A 16,806-nucleotide genomic window follows, 5' to 3' on the forward strand; every position below is an offset into this window, starting at 1 on the left:
CCTCGGACAGTGTAGTGAGGTGAGGTCCGCCCGCCGGCCGTGGGAGACGTCAGGAGCCGTGCCGTCCCGTCCGCCCACCGTCACCGGCGGGCCACCTAAACAGGACGCTCATTCCGACTCCCTCATCGCTTTCGCGGAACTGTACAAGCATACGGCGGCCGCCGCGGCGAGATTCAGGCTCTCGGCGCCGCCGAGGATCGGCACCCGCACACGCGCGTCGGCGAGCTCCTTGAGGGCGGCCGGGAGGCCGTGCGCCTCCGAACCGAACAGCCAGGCGGTCGGCCGGGCCGGCGCGGGCAGCTCGAACAGGTCGGTCTCGCCGTAGCCGTCGGCGGCCAGCACCCGCAGGCCGCTCTCCCGCAAGGCCGCCACGGCGGCCGCGGCGTCGCGGGCCCGGACCACGTCGACGTGGAACAGGCTGCCGGCCGAGGCACGGACGGCCTTGCCGTTGTACGGGTCGACGCTGTCACCGGCGAAGACGACGGCGGTCGCCCCGGCCGCGTCGGCGGTGCGCAGGACGGTCCCCGCGTTGCCGGGGTCGCGGATGTCGGCGCAGACGGCCACGAGTCGCGGCCGGCGGTCCAGCGCTTCGCGCAGCGGCACGTCCCGCTGCCGGCAGACCGCCACCAGGCCCTGCGGCTGGACGGTCTCGGTGAGCGCCTGGAGCGCGGCGTCGTCGACGAGGCTCGCGTCGTGCGTGAGCTCGGGGTGGCGGGCGTGCGCCTCGGCGGTGCAGAACACCTCCGCGACCACACCGGCCTTCAGCGCCTCGCGGACCGCCTGGGGCCCTTCGGCCAGGAAGCGGCCCGTCTCGTCCCGGTCCCGGCGGCGGCGCAGGCGCCGGGCAGCGACGACCCGGGGCGTCCGAACGGTGAACACCCCGGGTCGACGGGAACGGTCAGGCTGCGGCAACGGCCGTCTTCGCCACCTGGACCAGGCCGCTGAACGCCTTCGCGTCGCTGACGGCGAGCTCGGCGAGGATCTTGCGGTCCACCTCGACACCGGCCAGGCGCAGGCCCTGGATCAGCCGGTTGTAGGTGAGGCCGTTCTCGCGGGCCGCGGCGTTGATCCGGGTGATCCACAACTGGCGGAAGTCACCCTTCCGGTCACGCCGGTCGCGGTAGGCGTACTGCATCGAGTGCAGCATCTGCTCCTTGGCCTTGCGGTACAGCCGCGAGCGCTGCCCGCGGTAGCCGCTGGCGGTCTCCAGGACGGTGCGGCGCTTCTTCTGGGCGTTCACTGCCCGCTTCACGCGTGCCACGGTTCGTTACTCCTCATGCGAGACCGGCCCCAGGTACGGGCCGGTCGAAAAGTCGAAAGGGTCGGGGGGTTGTGGCGCCGCGTGTTACCGGCCGAGCAACTTGTTGACGCGCGCGGTCTCCGACTTGGCGAGCTCGACCGTGCCGCTGAGGCGGCGGGTCCGCTTGCTGGGCTTGACCTCCAGCAGGTGGCGCTTGCCGGCCGGCTCCGCGAGGATCTTGCCGCGTCCGGTGATCTTCACGCGCTTCTTCATCCCGGAGTGCGGTTTGAACTTCGGCATGCTTGTGCTGCCCTTCATCAGGTTGCGCCGGCACCCTGTCCTTACCTGAGCAGGGTGCCGTGGCGCTCCGGCGCGCAGCCGGGACTCCGCGCTGTGCGGGCCCGCCCGCACGTCGCGGTTGGTGGATATGACGGTGCGGTTATGCCTTGTCGGCGGTGACGACCTCGGGCAGCTCGGCGGGTGTTTCGCCCTCCGAGCTCGGGCCGCCGTCCGCCCTGGTCTCGCGGGACTGGGTCGCCGCGGCCTTCACGTTGCGATGCGGTGCCAAGACCATGATCATGTTGCGGCCGTCCTGCTTGGGCGCGGCCTCGACGAAGCCCAGCTCCGAGATCTCCTCCGAGAGCTTGCGCAGCAGCCGGAACCCCAGCTCCGGGCGGCTCTGCTCGCGGCCACGGAACATGATCGTTACCTTGACCTTGTCGCCCGCCTTCAGAAACCGCACCACGTGACCCTTCTTGGTCTCGTAGTCGTGCGGATCGATCTTCGGGCGGAGCTTCATCTCCTTGATGACGGTCTGCTGCTGGTTACGCCGGGCTTCCCGGGCCTTGAGCGCGCTCTCGTACTTGAACTTGCCGAAGTCCATGAGCTTGCAGACGGGCGGGCGTGCCATGGGCGCAACTTCGACCAGGTCCAGGTCCACGTCGGCGGCTAGCTGGAGGGCGCGCTCGAGCGGGACGATGCCCACCTGCTCACCCTCCGGGCCGACCAGCCGGACCTCACGTGCCCGGATCTGCTCGTTGACGCGTGGCTCGACGCTGATGTGGCCTCCTCGATCGGTGTTTCACTCTGGTGGTCGACGCGCATCCGCGGCTTCGGACGCCTGTCCATCCGGCGCCGGGGCACTCCACGCCTGGCGAACTGCCACGACGCTCAAAACGGAAAAGCCCCGCCGCGCTGCGCGCATGCGAGGGCCCACTCGACCAACCGCGGCCTGACGGCCTCGGCGGTCGGACCGGACCCGGCCGCCTGGAGCCACACGGGTGGGAGCTTCGCTCCGCTTCGAACACCCCGTCACGGACGGGATGCGGTCGACGACGACTACTCTACCACGCCTGCCGCGCGGCTCGCCGTGTGCAGGGCACGCAGCCGGCGAGCCGCCTGGACGGCGTGCTCCTTGTCGGTCATCTGCACCGCCATCACCGCGACCCGCTCGTCGTCGTTCAGGTCGAGCGTGAGCCACGGGGTGCCCCGGCCGAAGGTCACCGCCCGAACCACGTCCCACGGCAGGTCGTAGGAGCCGACGATGTTGCGCACCCGCACCCCGTGCTCGTCGGCGTCGACGCGCGGGCGGGTCATCAGCAGGATGCCCGCGGCGGCGCACAGGCCGAGGCCGATCATCGCCGCCTGGTCGCCGCGCTGGAAGTACCCCGGCCCGTCGCCGGTCGGGCCGTGCAGGCCGAGGGCGATCAGGGTGAAGACCACGACGACGATCGGTGCCAGGACATATGCCACGGCGCGCGCCTTGCGCGGCCGTGCGGTGACGGTGCCGGTGCTGCTCACAGCCTGCAGTCTGCCACTACAGCCGGCAGGCGTGGATGTCGGTCACCAGGATGGCCCGCGCGCCCACGTCGTAGAGCTCGTCCATGATCCGGTGCATCTCGGCGCGCTGGACCATCGCCTGCACCGCCACCCAGCCCTCGCGGTGCAGCGGGGAGATGGTCGGCGACTCCATGCCCGGGGTCAGCGCCACCGCGGCGTCGAGCGAGTCGGCGCGCACGTCGTAGGCGAGCATCACGTAGCGGCGCGCCACCAGGACACCCTGCAGGCGGCGCAGGAGCTGGTTGGCGGCGGCCGGCGGCGCACCCGAGCCGGCCCGGCGGATCAGCACCGCCGACGACTGGAGGATCGGCTCGCCGATCGTCTCCAGGCCGGCCTGGCGCAGCGTGGCACCGGTCTCCACCACGTCGGCGATGACGTCGGCGACGCCCAGGCGGATGGCGTTCTCGACCGCGCCGTCCAGCCGGATCACCTCGGCCCGGACGGCACGCTCGGCGAAGTACCGCCGCATGACCCCCGGATAGGCGGTGGCGACCCGCAGGCCGGCGAGATCCCCGGGCTCCGCCCCCTTCAGCGAGCCCGGCACGGCGGCGAACCGGAAGGTGGCCCGGGCGAAGCCCAGGTCGAGCAGTTCCTCGGCGTCGTTCTCGGCGTCGAGGAGCAGGTCACGACCGGTCACGCCGAGGTCGAGGTCGCCCGACCCGACGTACGTGGCGATGTCGCGGGGGCGCAGGTAGAAGAACTCGACGTCGTTGGCGACGTCGCGGCACAGCAGGTCCTTCGGGTCGGACCGCTGGCGATACCCGGCCTCCCGCAGCATCTCGGCGGCAGGTCCGGAGAGGGTTCCTTTGTTCGGGACGGCGATGCGCAGCACGGGACGGCTCCTCTGTCGATCGGCGGGGAACGGCGGGGTGTCCGACTACAGATGTCGGTACACGTCCTCCAGCTCCAGGCCGGTCGCCAGCATCAGGCACTGCACCTGGTAGAGCAGTTGCGACAGCTCCTCGGCGGTGCGCTCACGCCCCTCGTGCTCGGCCGCCATCCAGCTCTCGGCGGCCTCCTCGACGACCTTCTTGCCGATGAAGTGCACGCCCTTCTCCAGCGCCGCGACGGTGCCGGAGCCGGGGGTGCCCGCCGCGGCCTTGGCGGCCAGCTCGGCGAACAGCTCGTCGAAGGTCTTCACGGGCACGAATTGTCGCAGGAGCGGCCGCCGTGCCGGAAGCCGGATTACGACAGGCGTGTCCTGCCTCACCCGACCGTGACGTCGTGATCGTCGACACCCTGCACACTGCCGTCCTTCACCGACACGAAGAACGCCTCGACCGTGTACCTCCCCGGCGGCAGGTTCACCGGCACCCGCGCCTCCCCCAGGCTCGGCGCGCCCGCGCTCAGGTGGACGACCTGCTCGACGACGACCTTCCCGCCCGCCCCGCGGATCCGCAGGTTGACCGTACCCTCGAAGACGACCCCGGCGAGGTGCACCGTGAAGCGCTGACCGACCCGTTCGTCGTATCGCGGGTCGATCACCCACACGGGCCCCAGGACGTCGGCGTACGGCGCCTGGCGGGGGGTCTCGGCGGGCCCGCCGTCGACCACGATCCGGATCCGGGTGGCCTTCTTGACGGAGGTGTACGTCGAGGCCGCCGACACCGTGTACAGCAGTTGCTGGACGGCGAGCGGCCGGGTCTCCTCCCGTGGCCACGCACCGACGTCACCGAGTTCGACCGTGACCGTGCCGCCGTCGATCGACACCCCGCGCACCGTCACGCCGCCCGGCCAGAGCGTGTCGTAGTCCGGGTCGTAGGCGTCGCCGTGCAACGACTCGGCGACGGCGGCGGCGATCCGCCCCTCGTCGGTGTCCGCGGTCAGGCGCAGGGCGTGGAACTCGCGGTACAACTTCCCGTTGCGCGTGAAGTAGACCGGCAGCTCGACGGTGGCGGGGCCACCCCCCGCCGGCGGCGTGGCGGGCGGTGGCGGGCCGGGCTCCCGGGACAGGAGCGCCGGCGGATCCGCGCTCGACGACGCGGCCGGCGGCAGCGGCGGCGCCCCGCGGTCGGGGACGAACACGGCCACGCCCGCCGCCATCGCCGTGGCGGCGGCGGCCGCCGCGCCGATCGTCGCCCAGCCCCGGTGATGCCGCTCCGCGGTCCGCGTCCGGATCCGTGGCAGCGCGTCGGGCGACGGCTCCACCTCGAGCGCGCGGGCACGCAGCGCCTCGCTGAGTCGCTGTTCGGCTGTCTCGCCCGGCCTCATGGCGCGTGCTCCAGACTCTCCCGCAGGGCGGCCAGGCCCCGCGCGGCGTGGCTCTTCACCGCGCCCCGGCTGACCCTCATCGCGTCGGCGATCTCGGCCTCGGACAGCTCCGCGTAGTACCGCAGCACGATCGCCTCGCGCTGGCGCGCGGGCAGGCGCCGGACCGCATCCAGCACCTCCCGGTGCCGCAGCAGGCTCAGCGCGCCGGTCTCCGCGCTCGCGACGAGCTGCTCGCCGGCGAGGCCGCGGGCGACGTACCGGTCGGCGACGCCCCGGTGGCGCAGCGCCGAACGGGCCCCGTTGACGACGCTGGTGCGCAGGTAGGCCAGCGCCTTGTCCGTATCGCGCAGGCGCCACCAGCGCCGGTGCAGCGCCACGTACGCGTCCTGCACGACGTCCTCGGCGACCGATTCGTCGTGCAGCAGCAGGACCGCGAGCCGCACGAGGCCGCGGTAGTGCGCGGAGAACAGCATGGTGACGGCGCCGTCCGCGCTCCAGGCGCGCACGTGTTCCTCGGGGGCCTCTTCCCCGCGCTGGGACACCACCGCCCCACCGTCCCACGCCGTCGCGCCGGCATCCGCCATCACCACCCAACGACGCCCGACCGGGGCGTCCGGTTTACCCGCGCCCGTCGGTTTACCTGATTGGGGACGCGGATACCCTGTCGATCGTGGATACCGAGCCGAAGTACACCGACGAAGAGTGGGGCATCCTCGTAGGTTTACCGCAGTCCGTGCTGATCGCCGCCTCGCAGGCGGAGTCCGACGGCACCCGGCGGACCCGCGAGGAGTGGACGGCCGGCATGGCCACGATCGCGGACGCCCGCGGCTCGTCGAGCACGCTGGTGCGATCGGTGGCCTCGGACGTCGTCGAGCGCCAGGGCGACGTCGAGGAGGGCGAGGAACCGCCGGTCATCGAGTTCCCCGACCGCGACGCCGGGCTGACCGACGTGATCACCCGGGCCAAGACGGCGCACGAGATCCTGACCGCGAAGGCCGAGCCCGCCGACGCCGAGGCCTACCGCTTCTGGCTGGTGACGGTGGCCGACGCCGTGGTGGCCGCGGCGAAGACCGGCGGCGTCCTGGGCCTGGGCGGCGACCAGGTGACCCCGGCCGAGCGCTCCTTCCGCGACAACCTGGCGGCGGCGCTGGAGGTCTAGCGGCCGTCGACCAACGGGTGGATCCGGTCGCCGGCCCGCCGGACTCCGGCACGGTCGGTGTCCGGTGTCCGGCCGGGCGACTACAAGCGACAGACACCACCCGCACGACCGTGTGCCACCGTCCCGCGTCGCGATCACGGTGGCCCAGACGACCAGGACGCTCCACGATCACGAAGCACCGGCAAGGGCAGGACTCAGGACTTGGCCACCTGGCGCAGGGCGCAGGCCGCGTCCAGCGCCGCCAGGGTCGCGGCGTAGCCCTTGTCCTCCGACGAGTCGGGGAAGCCGGCACGGTCGCGGGCCTGCTCCACGGTGTCCACCATCAGCACGCCGTGGGCCACCGGCGTCGACTCGTCCAGCGCCACCCGCGTCAGGCCGTCCGTCACCGACTGGCAGACGTACTCGAAATGCGCGGTGTCGCCCCGGATCACCACACCCAGCGCCACGACCGCGTCGAAGCGGTGGGCCAGCGCCTGAGCGAGCACGGGCAGCTCGACCGCGCCGTCGACGCGGGCCACCGTGATGTGGTCGACGTTGGACGCCTCGCCGGCCTCGATGGCCCGGTCCAGCATGTGGTCGACCAGCTCGCCGTGCCACCGGGTGGCGACGATGCCCAGGGTCAGTCCTGTGCCGTCCACGCGCTGCAGGACGGGCGCCCCACTACCAGCCATCTTATGCAAGTCCCTCCGCGACCTCGTCCAGCTCGTCGAGCAGATGCCCCATGCGGTCCCGCTTGGTACGCAGGTAGCGCACGTTCTCCGGGTTCGGCCGGGTCGGCAGCGGAACGCGACCCAGCACGGACAGACCGTACCCCTCCAGGCCCGCTCGTTTGGCCGGGTTGTTCGTCAGCAACCGCATCGTCTTGATACCCAGGTCCACCAGAATCTGCGCGCCGGTGCCGTAGTCGCGGGCGTCGGCGGGCAGGCCGAGGTCGAGATTGGCGTCGACGGTGTCCCGGCCGAGGTCCTGGAGCTGGTACGCCTGCAGCTTGTGGATCAGGCCGATGCCCCGGCCCTCGTGCCCGCGCATGTAGAGCACGACGCCCCGGCCCTCGGCGGCGACCATCTTCATCGACGCCTCGAGCTGCGGGCCGCAGTCGCAGCGTACCGAGCTGAACACGTCGCCGGTGAGGCACTCGGAGTGGACCCGGACCAGCACGTCCTCGCCGTCGGCGAGGTCGCCGTAGACCAGCGCGATGTGCTCGCCGTCGTCGAAGTCGGTGGTGTAGCCGACCGCGCGGAACACGCCGTGCTCGGTGGGCAGGCGCGTCTCGGCGACCCGCTCGATCTGCTTCTCGGTGTGCCGGCGGTACGCGATGAGGTCGGCGATGCTGATCAGCGCCAGGTCGTGCTCGGCCGCGAACTTCCGCAGGTCGGGCAGGCGCATCATGGTGCCGTCGTCGTTGACCATCTCGCAGAGCACGCCGGCGGGGCGCAGCCCGGCCATCGTGGCCAGGTCGACCGCGGCCTCGGTGTGGCCGGGCCGGCGCAGCACGCCGCCGGTCTTCGCGCGCAGCGGCACGACGTGGCCCGGGCGGGACAGGTCGGTCGGCGCGGTCTCGGGCGAGGAGAGCAGGCGGATGGTGTGGGCCCGGTCGGCGGCCGAGATGCCGGTCGTCACGCCGAACCTGGCGTCGACGGTCACCGTGTAGGCGGTGCCGCGCCGGTCCTGGTTCGTGCGGTACATCGGCGGCAGGTCGAGCCGGTCGGCCTCGTCCTCGGTGAGCGGGACGCAGATGTAGCCGGACGTGTAGCGCACCATGAACGCCACCAGCTCGGGCGTGGCGTGCTCCGCCGCGAAGATGAGGTCGCCCTCGTTCTCGCGGTCCTCGTCGTCGACGACGATGACGGGCCGGCCGGCGGCGATCTCCTTGACCGCCCGCTCGATCGGGTCGAGATTCGTGACGGGGGCGCTCATGACTGCACCGCACCGAGGAGCTTCTCGACGTATTTGGCCATGATGTCGACCTCCAGGTTGACCTGCTCGCCGGCGCTCTTCGCGCCGAGCGTGGTGAGCTTGAGCGTGGTCGGGATCAGCCCGACCGAGAACGTGTCGTCGGTGACGGCCATGACGGTGAGCGAGATCCCGTCGACGGTGACGGAGCCCTTCTCGACCACGTATCGCGCCAGCGCCGCCGGCAGCGAGAACGTGACCGTCTCCCACTGGTCGCCGGGCTCCCGCGACAGCACCTCGCCGACCCCGTCGACGTGGCCCTGCACGATGTGGCCGCCGAGGCGGGTGGCGACGGTGGCGGCGCGTTCCAGGTTGACCGGGGAACCGGTGCGCAGCCGGCCGAGCGTCGAGCGCTTGAGCGTCTCGCCCATCACGTCGGCCGTGAACACGCCGTCGGCGTTGTCGACCACGGTGAGGCACACGCCGTCGACGGCGATGGAGTCGCCGTGCGCCGCGTCGGCGGTGACGGTGGCGCCGCGGATCGACAGCCGGGCCGAGTCGCGGCCGGGGCGGGGGTCGACCGCGACGACGGTGCCGAGCTCTTCGATGATGCCGGTGAACACTGGTCACACACCTTTCACAGCAGCCGTCAGGCGGATGTCGGGCCCGATCCTGGCGAGGTCGACAACGTCGAGCGTCAATGCTTCGGAGATCGTGGACAGTCCCGCGGCCCCGAGCGCGGCGGGGCCGGCGCCGAGGAGCTTCGGCGCGAGGTACCCGACGACCCGGTCGACCAGCCCGGCCTCGAGGAACGCGCCGGCGAGCGTCGGACCGCCCTCCAGCAGCGCGGTCCGCACCCCCCGCTCGTACAGTTCCTTGAGCATGGCCGGCAGGTCGACCCGTCCCCCGCCGCCGGAGACGGCCCACGTGGGGGCGCTGTCGTCAAAAACCTTTGATCCGGGAGGTGTACTTCGTGTGCCTCCCACGACGACCCGCAACGGCTGGCGGGCGGCCGGCGCGCCGTCCGCGGACCGCACGGTGAGCTGCGGGTCGTCGGCCAGGACCGTGCCGTTGCCGGCGATGATCGCGTCGACGCCGGCGCGCAGCCGGTGCACGTCGGCGCGGGCCTCGGGGGAGGTGATCCACTTGCTGGTGCCGTCGGCGGCGGCGGAGCGCCCGTCGAGCGTGGCCGCGAACTTCCAGATGACGTAGGGGGTGCCGCGGGACACCGCGGTCAGCCAGCCGGCCATCGCGTCCCGGGCGAGCTCGGGAAGTACGACACCCACGTCCACGGCGACCCCGGCGGACCGCAAGGTCTCGGCGCCGCCCGCGGCGACCGGGTTGGGGTCGCGGACGCCGACCACGACGCGCGCCACCCCCGCCCCGATCAGGGCGAGCGTGCAGGGGCCGGTGCGGCCCGTGTGGTCGCAGGGCTCCAGCGTGACATAAGCGGTGCCGCCCCGGGCCAGCGCGCCGGCCTGCGCGAGGGCGCTGACCTCGGCGTGCGGCCCGCCGGCCGGTGCGGTGCGGCCCTCGCCGACGATCGTGCCGCCGGGGGCGGCGATGACGCAGCCGACGTTGGGGTTGGGGCTGGTCTCGCCGAGGCTCAGCCACGCCAACTCGACGGCTCGACGCATGTAGTCCTGGTCGTCCATGGCCTCTCCGCGCGGTGGTCGTCACACGCGGGCGGCTGCGGGGGCACGACGGCGGCAGGGGCCGTGACCCGCGCGGACGCGCACGAACCGGCCCCCGGATCCGCGCGCTGAACTCCCATCCGGACTATGACCGTCGGCCCTGGACTCACACCAGGTCCACCGGTCGATGGCTTCGACCGGGTCGCGGGCTTCCGGCCTGTTCGGGCCGGTCACCGCCGGTTCGGAATTTCACCGAGCCCCGCCAGCGCGTGGTGGGTACGTTCCCGAGTGTGCCACACGAAAACGGTCCTTACCGGGGGACATACGTCACAGCCCGACGACACCCCGGCGGTCGACGGCGACGTAGTTGCCGTGGTGCTTCTTCGCCACGGATTTCATCTCTCCCGCGATCGAGATGACCTCGCGCGGGTCGGTGACGTGTCCGTTGCCCGACGGGGTGCCGATCGCGACGCCGATCGACAGGGTCACCAGGTTGGCCTGCTGGACCTCGCCGTTGCGCTGGACCACCTCGATGTAGCCGCGCTCCGAGTCGAGCGGGTCGTAGAGGGCGTCGGCGGCGTTCTGGAACTCCAGGATGGCCTTGGTGTGCAGCTCCTTGAGCTGATCGGGGGAGCACACGACGAGGAAGTCGTCGCCGCCGATGTGGCCCAGGAAGGCCGGGGGCAGCCCGACCTCGACGACGGCCCGGTGCAGGGCGCGGGCCAGCGCGGTGATGAACTCGTCACCACGCGCGAAGCCGTAGACGTCGTTGACCGGCTTGAACCGGTCGATGTCGACGTGGGAGACGGCGAAGTCGCTGCCGGCGCGGGTCCGGTCGGTGATCTCGCGCAGGATGCGGCTGTTGCCGGGCAGGCCGGTGAGCGGGGAAACCTCGCGGTTCTCCTGGTTGCGCCGCAGCGTGGAGCGCACCCGGGCGACGAGCTCGAGCGTGTCGAACGGCTTGACGAGATAGTCGTCGGCGCCGGCCTGCAGCCCGAGCACCTTGTCGGCGGTCTGGCCGCGTGCGGTCAGCAGGATCACCGGCATCGGCGCGGTCATCGGGTCGGCCCGCAGCCGCCGGGTCAGCTCGATCCCGTCGAGCTGCGGCATCATCCAGTCGACGACGGCCAGGGCGGGTTGGTGCTCGGCGATGAGCCGCAGCGCGGTCTCGCCGTCGTGGGCGAGCAGCACCCCGTAGCCCTCGAGTTTGAGGTTGACCTCGATGAAACGGGCGATGTCGACGTCGTCGTCGACCACGAGGATGACGTCCGGCTCGCCCACGCTGATCCCGCCTGTGTCGTCTCGGTGCCGGGTCGCCGCCGCTATCGCGTCGCCGCCGCCGCTGTGGCGCGGAGCTTGCGCACCGCGGCGGCCGGGTCGTCGGCGCCGTAGACCGCGGTGCCGGCCACGAAGGTGTCGGCACCCGCCTCGGCGCAGGCCGCGATGGTATCTTCGGCCACCCCGCCGTCGACTTCAATGCGCAGTTCCAGTTGGCCGGCGTCGATGTGACGGCGGGCCGTGCGGACCTTGTCCAGCAGCTCCGGCAGGAACGCCTGGCCGCCGAAGCCGGCCTTGATGGTCATGACGAGCAGCAGGTCGAAGTGCGGCAGCAGCTCCAGGTAGCCCTCGATCGGCGTGTCCCGGTCGATGGCGAGCCCCGCCCGGCTGCCGGCGGCGCGCAGGTCCTTGGCGATCGCGACCGGGTCGGTGGCGGCCTCGGCGTGGAACGTGACGTTGTACGCCCCGGCCTCCGCGTAGTGGGTCGCCCAGCGGGCCGGCTCGTCGATCATCAGATGGCAGTCGAACGGCAGCGTCGTCGCCTTGCGCAGGCTCTGCACCACCGGCAGGCCGAGCGTCAGGTTGGGCACGAAGTGGTAGTCCATGACGTCGACGTGCAGCCAGTCGGCTGCCCCCTCGACCGCGCGGGCCTCGTCGGCCAGCCGCGCGAAGTCGGCGGCGAGGATCGACGGCGCGATCAGCACATGTTCCGGCACCCGCCCACTCTACTGTGCGGGAAATCGGGACGGTCGTCGATCAGCTCCGATCCGAGCCCCATCCGCACCACCGCCCCCCTTCCGCCACCGCCCCCCTTCCGCCGTCGATCTTGCAGTTGGGGTGCCGCGACACTCCGAACTTGTCCGGGTTTGTCAGGCACCACAACTGCAAGATCGACGGCGGAAGGGGGGCGGGGAAGGGGCGGGCCAGGGTCAGGGGCGGCGGAGCAGGGCGACGAACATCGCGTCGGTGCCGTGGCGGTGCGGCCAGAGCTGCACCGTCGGCCCGGTCCCGGCCTCCGGCAGGGAGGACGGCAGGTAGGGCCGGACGTCGACCAGGTCGACGTCGACGTCGGAGCGGCGGGCCGCCTCGGTCACCGAGACCTCCGTCTCCGCCTGGTGCGGCGAACAGGTCACGTAGGCCACCAGCCCGCCCGGTCGGACCGCGTGGAACGCCGCCCGCAGCAGTTCCCGCTGCAGCCGGGTGAGCGGGGGCAGGTCGGACGGCTGGCGGCGCCAACGGGCCTCCGGGCGGCGGCGCAGCGCACCCAGGCCGGTGCACGGCGCGTCGACGAGCACCCGGTCGAAGCCCCCGGCCGGCAGGTCCGGGTCCTTGCCGACGTCGCGGCCGTCGGCGTTGATCGTGTAGACCGGCAGGCCCTCGGTCGCCCGCGCGACGAGCTCGGCGCGGTGGTGGGCGACCTCGACGGCGGTGACGTGGGCGCCGCGCTGGGCCGCGAGCGCGCCGAGCAGGCCGGCCTTGCCGCCGGGACCCGCGCACAGGTCGAGCCATGTGTCGTCGCGGCCGTCGAGCGGCGCGCCGGCGAGCGCGGCCGCGACGAGCTGGCTGCCTTCGTCCTGCACGTGGGCCCGGCCGTCGCGGACGGCGGCCACGGCACCCGGGTCGCCGCCGCCGGCGAGGACGACGGCGTACGGCGAGTACCGCCCGACGGAGGCACCGGGCAGCGCGGCGGCGAGCTCGGCGGGGGTGAGCAGGCCGGGCCGTGCGCACAGGTGCACCGGCGGCCGCAGGTTGTCGGCGTCGAGGGCGAGCTCCGCCTCGTCGAGCGAGCCGAGCGCGTCGACGAACGCCCGGACGATCCACTCCGGGTGGGCGTGGGTGAGAGCGGCACGGGCGACGGGATCGGCGGGCGCCAGCCGGGCGAGCCAGCCGGACCGGTCCGCCTCGGCGATCCGGCGCAGCACGGCGTTGGCGAAGCCGGCCGCGCCCGGCACCAGGGAGCGCACCAGGTCGACGGTCGTCGCCACGGCCGCGTGCGCGCCGACCCGCATGTGCAGCAACTGGTAGGCGCCGACACGCAACGCGTCCCGCACCGGCGGATCGATGCGGTCGACGGGCCGGTCGGCGGCGGCGGCCACGATCGCGTCGAGGGTGCCGATCTGGCGCAGCGTGCCGTAGGTCAGCTCGGTCGCGAACGCCGCGTCCCGGCCGGAGACGCCGCCCTCGCGCAGGATCCTGGGCAGGACCAGGTTGGCGTACGCGTCGTCGCGGTGCACGGCGGCCACGGCCTCATACGCCGCCTCGCGCGCCGGGTCGATCGCGGGCCGCCCGCCTCGGGGCGGCCGGGCCAGCCGGTCGTCACGCCCGCCCGCGGGCCGCGCGCCGGGCCCGCGCCGCGGTGACCTCAAGAGGCCCGCTCCCCCGACTCGGCGCGGGCGCCGCGGGCCCACGCGTCGGCGGGCATCGCCTTCTTGCCGGGCGCGGTCACGGTGCCGAGCACGACGGGAACGGTACCGGTGCCGACGAGCACCCGGTTGCGCTCCACGACCAGCTCACCCGGCCCGGGCGACGGAGCGCCGCCGATGACGGTCGCCGCCGTCAGCGGCACGACGGGGCCGAGCTTGAGCCGCTCGCCGCGGAACGCCGTCCACGCGCCCGGCGCCGGGGTGCACGCCCGGATCCGCCGGTCGACGGCGAACGCCGGATCGCCCCAGCGCACCTGGGCGTCCTCGACCGTCAGTTTCGGCGCGGTCGAGATGCCCTCGTGCGGCTGCGGTACCGCGGTGACGTTGCCGGTCGCGATCCCGTCCAGGACCCGGACCAGCAGCTCGGCGCCCGACCCGGCGAGCCGGTCGAGCAGGTCGCCGGAGGTGTCACGGGGCCCGACCGGCTCGGTGAGGGTGCCGAAGACCGGCCCGGTGTCCAGGCCCTCCTCCAGCAGGAACACGCTCGCGCCGGTCATGTCGTCGCCGTGCAGCACGGCGTGCTGGACCGGTGCCGCGCCACGCCACGCGGGCAGCAGCGAGAAGTGCAGGTTGATCCAGCCGTACCGCGGGATGTCGAGGGCGGTGCGCGGCACGAGCGCGCCGTAGGCCACGACGGGGACGCAGTCGGGCTCGAGCGCGCCGAGCCGCTCCAGGAACTCCGGCTCGCGGGGCTTCGCCGGGGTGAGCACCGGGATGCCGCGCCCGGTCGCCCAGGCGGACACCGGCGACGGCACCAACTGACGGCCCCGGCCGGACGGCGAGTCGGGCCGGGTGACGACCGCGACGAGCTCGTGGGCCGAGGCCGCGATGGCGTCGAGGGCGGGCAGGGCGACGGACGGCGTGCCCGCGAAGACCAGCCTCAACAGCTTCCTCTGCTTCCTGGCTCCCTGGCTTCCCAGCGGAGCGTTCTCGCGGAGCTTCCTGGCGGAGCTTCCTGGCGGAGCTTCCTGGCGGAGCTTCCTAGCGGATGCCGAACAGCCCGTGCGGGCTGGTCTTGACGACCGGCGGCACATCCGGGTCGTACCACTCCGCGGCCCGGATCTCCTTCATCGCCTGCTTGCGCCGGTTGGCGTCGAGCCGGTCGAGGAAGAGCACCCCGTCGAGGTGGTCGGTCTCGTGCTGCGCGCAGCGGGCCATCAACCCGGAGCCGACGATCTGCACCGGATCGCCGTGCCGGTTGAAGCCCTTGGCGATGACGTTCTGCCGGCGCTTCGTGTCGACGTAGACACCCGGGATCGACAGGCAACCCTCGGGACCGTCCTGCTCCTCCTCGTCCGGGAACTCCAGAACCGGGTTGACGAGGTGCCCGACCACGTCGTCGACGTCGAAGGTGAACACCCGCAGGCCCACCCCGATCTGCGGGGCGGCGAGGCCGGTGCCGTTCTGCTGGCGCATCGTGTCGAGCAGGTCGCCGACCAGCTTGCGCAGCTCCTTGTCGAAGTCTACGACCGCGTCGGCGGGCGTGCGCAGCACCGGGTCGCCGAACAGGCGGACGGACTGGACGGTCAAGCGGCACCTCTTATCTGATCCGGGTCAATCAAGTCTAGTGTGGCCGGGTGGAGACACTGCACCTGCGTGGCACCGTGCTGCCCGAGGGTGACGTCCGTGACATCTGGGTCCTGGGCGACCGGCTCACCTTCGCCCGCCCGACCGGCGGCGCGACCACCGTCCTGGACGGCGGCTATCTGCTGCCCGGCCTGGTGGACGCCCACGCGCATCCCGGGCACGAGCCGGCGACGATGGCGTTCGACGCCGACCGGTTCACCGGCGCCGGCCTGGCCTACGCCGAGGCGGGCACCACCCTGCTGCGCGTCCCCGGCCACCGCGCGCCGATCCCGCCCGAGCTGCGCGGCGACGCCCGCCTGCCCCGGCTGGTGACGGCCGGCGAGTGGCTGGCCTGGGCCGGCCTCGAGGGCCTCGACGGGCCGCAGACCGTGCCCGCCGACCTGACGGCCGCGGCCGTGGCGCAGGCGCGGGCGAACGACGGCTGGTGCAAGACCTACGGCGACTGGGAGCCGTTCACCGCGAAGACCCCGGTGGCGGCACTGACCGAGCTGTGCGACGCCGTACACGCGGCCGGCGGCAGGGTGGCGGCACACTGCCAGACGGCGGAGGGCACCCGCAACGCCGTCCTCGCCGGCGTCGACTCGATCGAGCACGCCTGGTACCTCACCGAGGACCTGCTGACGGCGCTGGCCGCCCGCGGCGGCGCCGTGACGCCGACCTGGTCCGGGTTCCTGCCGCTGGTCGCGGACGTCCGCACGAAGCCGGAGGGCGAGCGCAAGACGTGGTTCCTCGACGGCGTGGCCAGTCTGCGCACGGCGACGGTGACCGCCCACGAGCTGGGCGTGACGGTGCTCGCCGGCACCGACGCGCTGGACTTCGGCGACGTGGTGACCGAGATCGAGCACCTGATCGCGGCCGGCCTGCCCGCCGCGGTGGCGGTGGGCGCGGCGAGCTGGGACGCCCGCCGCTACCTCGGCTTCCCGGGCCTCACGGAGGGCGCACCGGCGGACCTGGTGGCGGTGCCCGACGACCCGCGCCGGTTCCCGGCCGTCCTTCGCCGCCCGACGCTGGTCCTGCTCCGCGGCCGGCCACTCGTCACCGCGGGCTCAGCGCACAGGTCCGGCGACCGGAGCGCAGCGGCGGACGCCTGAGCCGGTCAGGCGGCCGCGGCCACGGTTGACGCGTGGCGGATGAACGGCGGCCGTCGGGCTGCGGTCACTGTTGCCGTATCTGAAGCACCACCGGGGGACCCTCGCCGTCGTGGCGGTCCTCTCCCTCCTGGGCTCGGTCACGACGCTCACCCGGCCGCTGCCGATCCGGGAGGCGAGCGCCGAGGAGGCGTACCGCGCGGGCGTGCCGAGGCGTGCCGGCCGGCGCGCATTCCCCGCAATCCGCCGCCAGGCCGCCCGGGTCCATGATCATGGGAAAGATGTGGCTGCCCCGATAGCCACATCTTTCCCATGATCATGGAGTCGCCGACCCGGAACGCCGCCGACCCGGATCCAGCGGCGACCACAAGCGACAGACACCACCCGCGCTGCTGTGCGTCACCGTCTCGTAGCGCGACACCGGCGTTGACAGACGCCCGCACGACTTGACTAC

General features: G+C 73.0%; 20 protein-coding genes and 1 riboswitch. Of the genes, 2 read left to right on the plus strand and 18 right to left on the minus strand.

Going from position 1 to position 16,806, the window contains the following annotated elements; translation table 11 throughout:
- Positions 1-108: 108 nt before the first annotated feature.
- From Drose_RS27780 to Drose_RS27820, 9 genes are all read right to left on the minus strand, one after another.
- Complete coding sequence (locus Drose_RS27780; protein ID WP_260724260.1) at positions 109-879, minus strand: TrmH family RNA methyltransferase; 771 nt, start codon at positions 877-879, stop codon at positions 109-111.
- Between the two features lie 19 nt (positions 880-898).
- Positions 899-1,261: a 50S ribosomal protein L20 gene (gene rplT, locus Drose_RS27785; RefSeq protein WP_260724261.1), complete on the minus strand. Its 363-nt coding sequence runs from the start codon at positions 1,259-1,261 to the stop codon at positions 899-901.
- A gap of 84 nt (positions 1,262-1,345) precedes the next feature.
- Positions 1,346-1,540, minus strand: coding sequence for a 50S ribosomal protein L35 (gene rpmI / locus Drose_RS27790; RefSeq protein WP_259858433.1), 195 nt, complete (start codon positions 1,538-1,540; stop codon positions 1,346-1,348).
- Between the two features lie 139 nt (positions 1,541-1,679).
- Entirely contained in the window at positions 1,680-2,300 is a 621-nt protein-coding gene (gene infC / locus Drose_RS27795) for a translation initiation factor IF-3 (protein ID WP_260729823.1), read from the minus strand.
- 278 nt (positions 2,301-2,578) lie between these two features.
- A complete protein-coding gene (locus Drose_RS27800) occupies positions 2,579-3,040 on the minus strand; it encodes a PH domain-containing protein (RefSeq protein WP_260724262.1) in 462 nt (153 codons plus the stop codon).
- A gap of 16 nt (positions 3,041-3,056) precedes the next feature.
- Positions 3,057-3,911 carry an ATP phosphoribosyltransferase gene (gene hisG, locus Drose_RS27805; protein ID WP_260724263.1) on the minus strand — a complete coding sequence of 285 codons (855 nt, stop codon included), beginning with the start codon at positions 3,909-3,911 and terminating at the stop codon, positions 3,057-3,059.
- A 45-nt stretch (positions 3,912-3,956) separates the two neighbouring features.
- Positions 3,957-4,220, minus strand: coding sequence for a phosphoribosyl-ATP diphosphatase (locus tag Drose_RS27810; protein ID WP_259858436.1), 264 nt, complete (start codon positions 4,218-4,220; stop codon positions 3,957-3,959).
- 65 nt (positions 4,221-4,285) lie between these two features.
- Complete coding sequence (locus Drose_RS27815; RefSeq protein ID WP_260724264.1) at positions 4,286-5,290, minus strand: Gmad2 immunoglobulin-like domain-containing protein; 1,005 nt, start codon at positions 5,288-5,290, stop codon at positions 4,286-4,288.
- Positions 5,287-5,835 (minus strand): SigE family RNA polymerase sigma factor, encoded by a 549-nt coding sequence (locus tag Drose_RS27820; protein WP_260724265.1) that lies wholly within the window; start codon positions 5,833-5,835, stop codon positions 5,287-5,289. Before Drose_RS27820 ends, Drose_RS27815 begins: the two co-directional genes overlap by 4 nt.
- Before the next feature lie 125 nt (positions 5,836-5,960).
- On the opposite strand from Drose_RS27820, the gene Drose_RS27825 reads away from it, so the two are divergent.
- Positions 5,961-6,449, plus strand: coding sequence for a hypothetical protein (locus Drose_RS27825; protein ID WP_260724266.1), 489 nt, complete (start codon positions 5,961-5,963; stop codon positions 6,447-6,449).
- Between the two features lie 194 nt (positions 6,450-6,643).
- Here Drose_RS27825 and ribH read toward each other — a convergent pair whose 3' ends face one another.
- The 9 genes from ribH to def form a co-directional block, all read right to left on the minus strand.
- Entirely contained in the window at positions 6,644-7,120 is a 477-nt protein-coding gene (ribH, locus tag Drose_RS27830) for a 6,7-dimethyl-8-ribityllumazine synthase (RefSeq protein ID WP_260724267.1), read from the minus strand.
- A gap of 1 nt (position 7,121) precedes the next feature.
- On the minus strand, positions 7,122-8,366 hold the full coding sequence (locus tag Drose_RS27835; RefSeq protein ID WP_260724268.1) for a bifunctional 3,4-dihydroxy-2-butanone-4-phosphate synthase/GTP cyclohydrolase II: 1,245 nt from the start codon (positions 8,364-8,366) through the stop codon (positions 7,122-7,124).
- Positions 8,363-8,965 (minus strand): riboflavin synthase, encoded by a 603-nt coding sequence (locus Drose_RS27840; RefSeq protein WP_260724269.1) that lies wholly within the window; start codon positions 8,963-8,965, stop codon positions 8,363-8,365. Before Drose_RS27840 ends, Drose_RS27835 begins: the two co-directional genes overlap by 4 nt.
- Before the next feature lie 3 nt (positions 8,966-8,968).
- Entirely contained in the window at positions 8,969-9,997 is a 1,029-nt protein-coding gene (gene ribD, locus Drose_RS27845; RefSeq protein WP_260724270.1) for a bifunctional diaminohydroxyphosphoribosylaminopyrimidine deaminase/5-amino-6-(5-phosphoribosylamino)uracil reductase RibD, read from the minus strand.
- A gap of 102 nt (positions 9,998-10,099) precedes the next feature.
- Positions 10,100-10,247: riboswitch (FMN riboswitch) on the minus strand.
- Between the two features lie 56 nt (positions 10,248-10,303).
- The gene (locus Drose_RS27850; protein ID WP_390891245.1) at positions 10,304-11,257 is read right to left on the minus strand and encodes a GGDEF domain-containing response regulator; all 954 of its coding nucleotides are present in this window, start codon (positions 11,255-11,257) and stop codon (positions 10,304-10,306) included.
- Between the two features lie 41 nt (positions 11,258-11,298).
- Positions 11,299-11,970, minus strand: a complete 672-nt coding sequence (rpe, locus tag Drose_RS27855) for a ribulose-phosphate 3-epimerase (protein ID WP_260724271.1) — start codon at positions 11,968-11,970, stop codon at positions 11,299-11,301.
- A 213-nt stretch (positions 11,971-12,183) separates the two neighbouring features.
- A complete protein-coding gene (locus Drose_RS27860; RefSeq protein ID WP_260724272.1) occupies positions 12,184-13,620 on the minus strand; it encodes an RsmB/NOP family class I SAM-dependent RNA methyltransferase in 1,437 nt (478 codons plus the stop codon).
- Positions 13,617-14,561, minus strand: a complete 945-nt coding sequence (gene fmt, locus Drose_RS27865) for a methionyl-tRNA formyltransferase (protein WP_260724273.1) — start codon at positions 14,559-14,561, stop codon at positions 13,617-13,619. Before fmt ends, Drose_RS27860 begins: the two co-directional genes overlap by 4 nt.
- 97 nt (positions 14,562-14,658) lie before the next feature.
- Positions 14,659-15,207, minus strand: coding sequence for a peptide deformylase (gene def / locus Drose_RS27870; RefSeq protein ID WP_260724274.1), 549 nt, complete (start codon positions 15,205-15,207; stop codon positions 14,659-14,661).
- 47 nt (positions 15,208-15,254) lie between these two features.
- Here def and Drose_RS27875 point away from each other — a divergent pair, with 47 nt between their 5' ends.
- Positions 15,255-16,355 carry an amidohydrolase family protein gene (locus Drose_RS27875; RefSeq protein ID WP_260724275.1) on the plus strand — a complete coding sequence of 367 codons (1,101 nt, stop codon included), beginning with the start codon at positions 15,255-15,257 and terminating at the stop codon, positions 16,353-16,355.
- Positions 16,356-16,806: the final 451 nt, after the last annotated feature.

Source organism: Dactylosporangium roseum (genome assembly GCF_025264685.1).
GTDB lineage: Bacteria > Actinomycetota > Actinomycetes > Mycobacteriales > Micromonosporaceae > Dactylosporangium > Dactylosporangium roseum.

What these genes read in the sequence shown, in the direction of transcription:
- ribH (WP_260724267.1), bottom strand. Translation starts at nt 7,120, where the DNA reads ATGGCTGGTAGTGGGGCGCCCGTCCTGCAGCGCGTGGACGGCACAGGA.
- Drose_RS27835 (WP_260724268.1), bottom strand. Translation starts at nt 8,366, where the DNA reads ATGAGCGCCCCCGTCACGAATCTCGACCCGATCGAGCGGGCGGTCAAG.
- rpmI (WP_259858433.1), bottom strand. Translation starts at nt 1,540, where the DNA reads ATGCCGAAGTTCAAACCGCACTCCGGGATGAAGAAGCGCGTGAAGATC.
- Drose_RS27815 (WP_260724264.1), bottom strand. Translation starts at nt 5,290, where the DNA reads ATGAGGCCGGGCGAGACAGCCGAACAGCGACTCAGCGAGGCGCTGCGT.
- ribD (WP_260724270.1), bottom strand. Translation starts at nt 9,997, where the DNA reads ATGGACGACCAGGACTACATGCGTCGAGCCGTCGAGTTGGCGTGGCTG.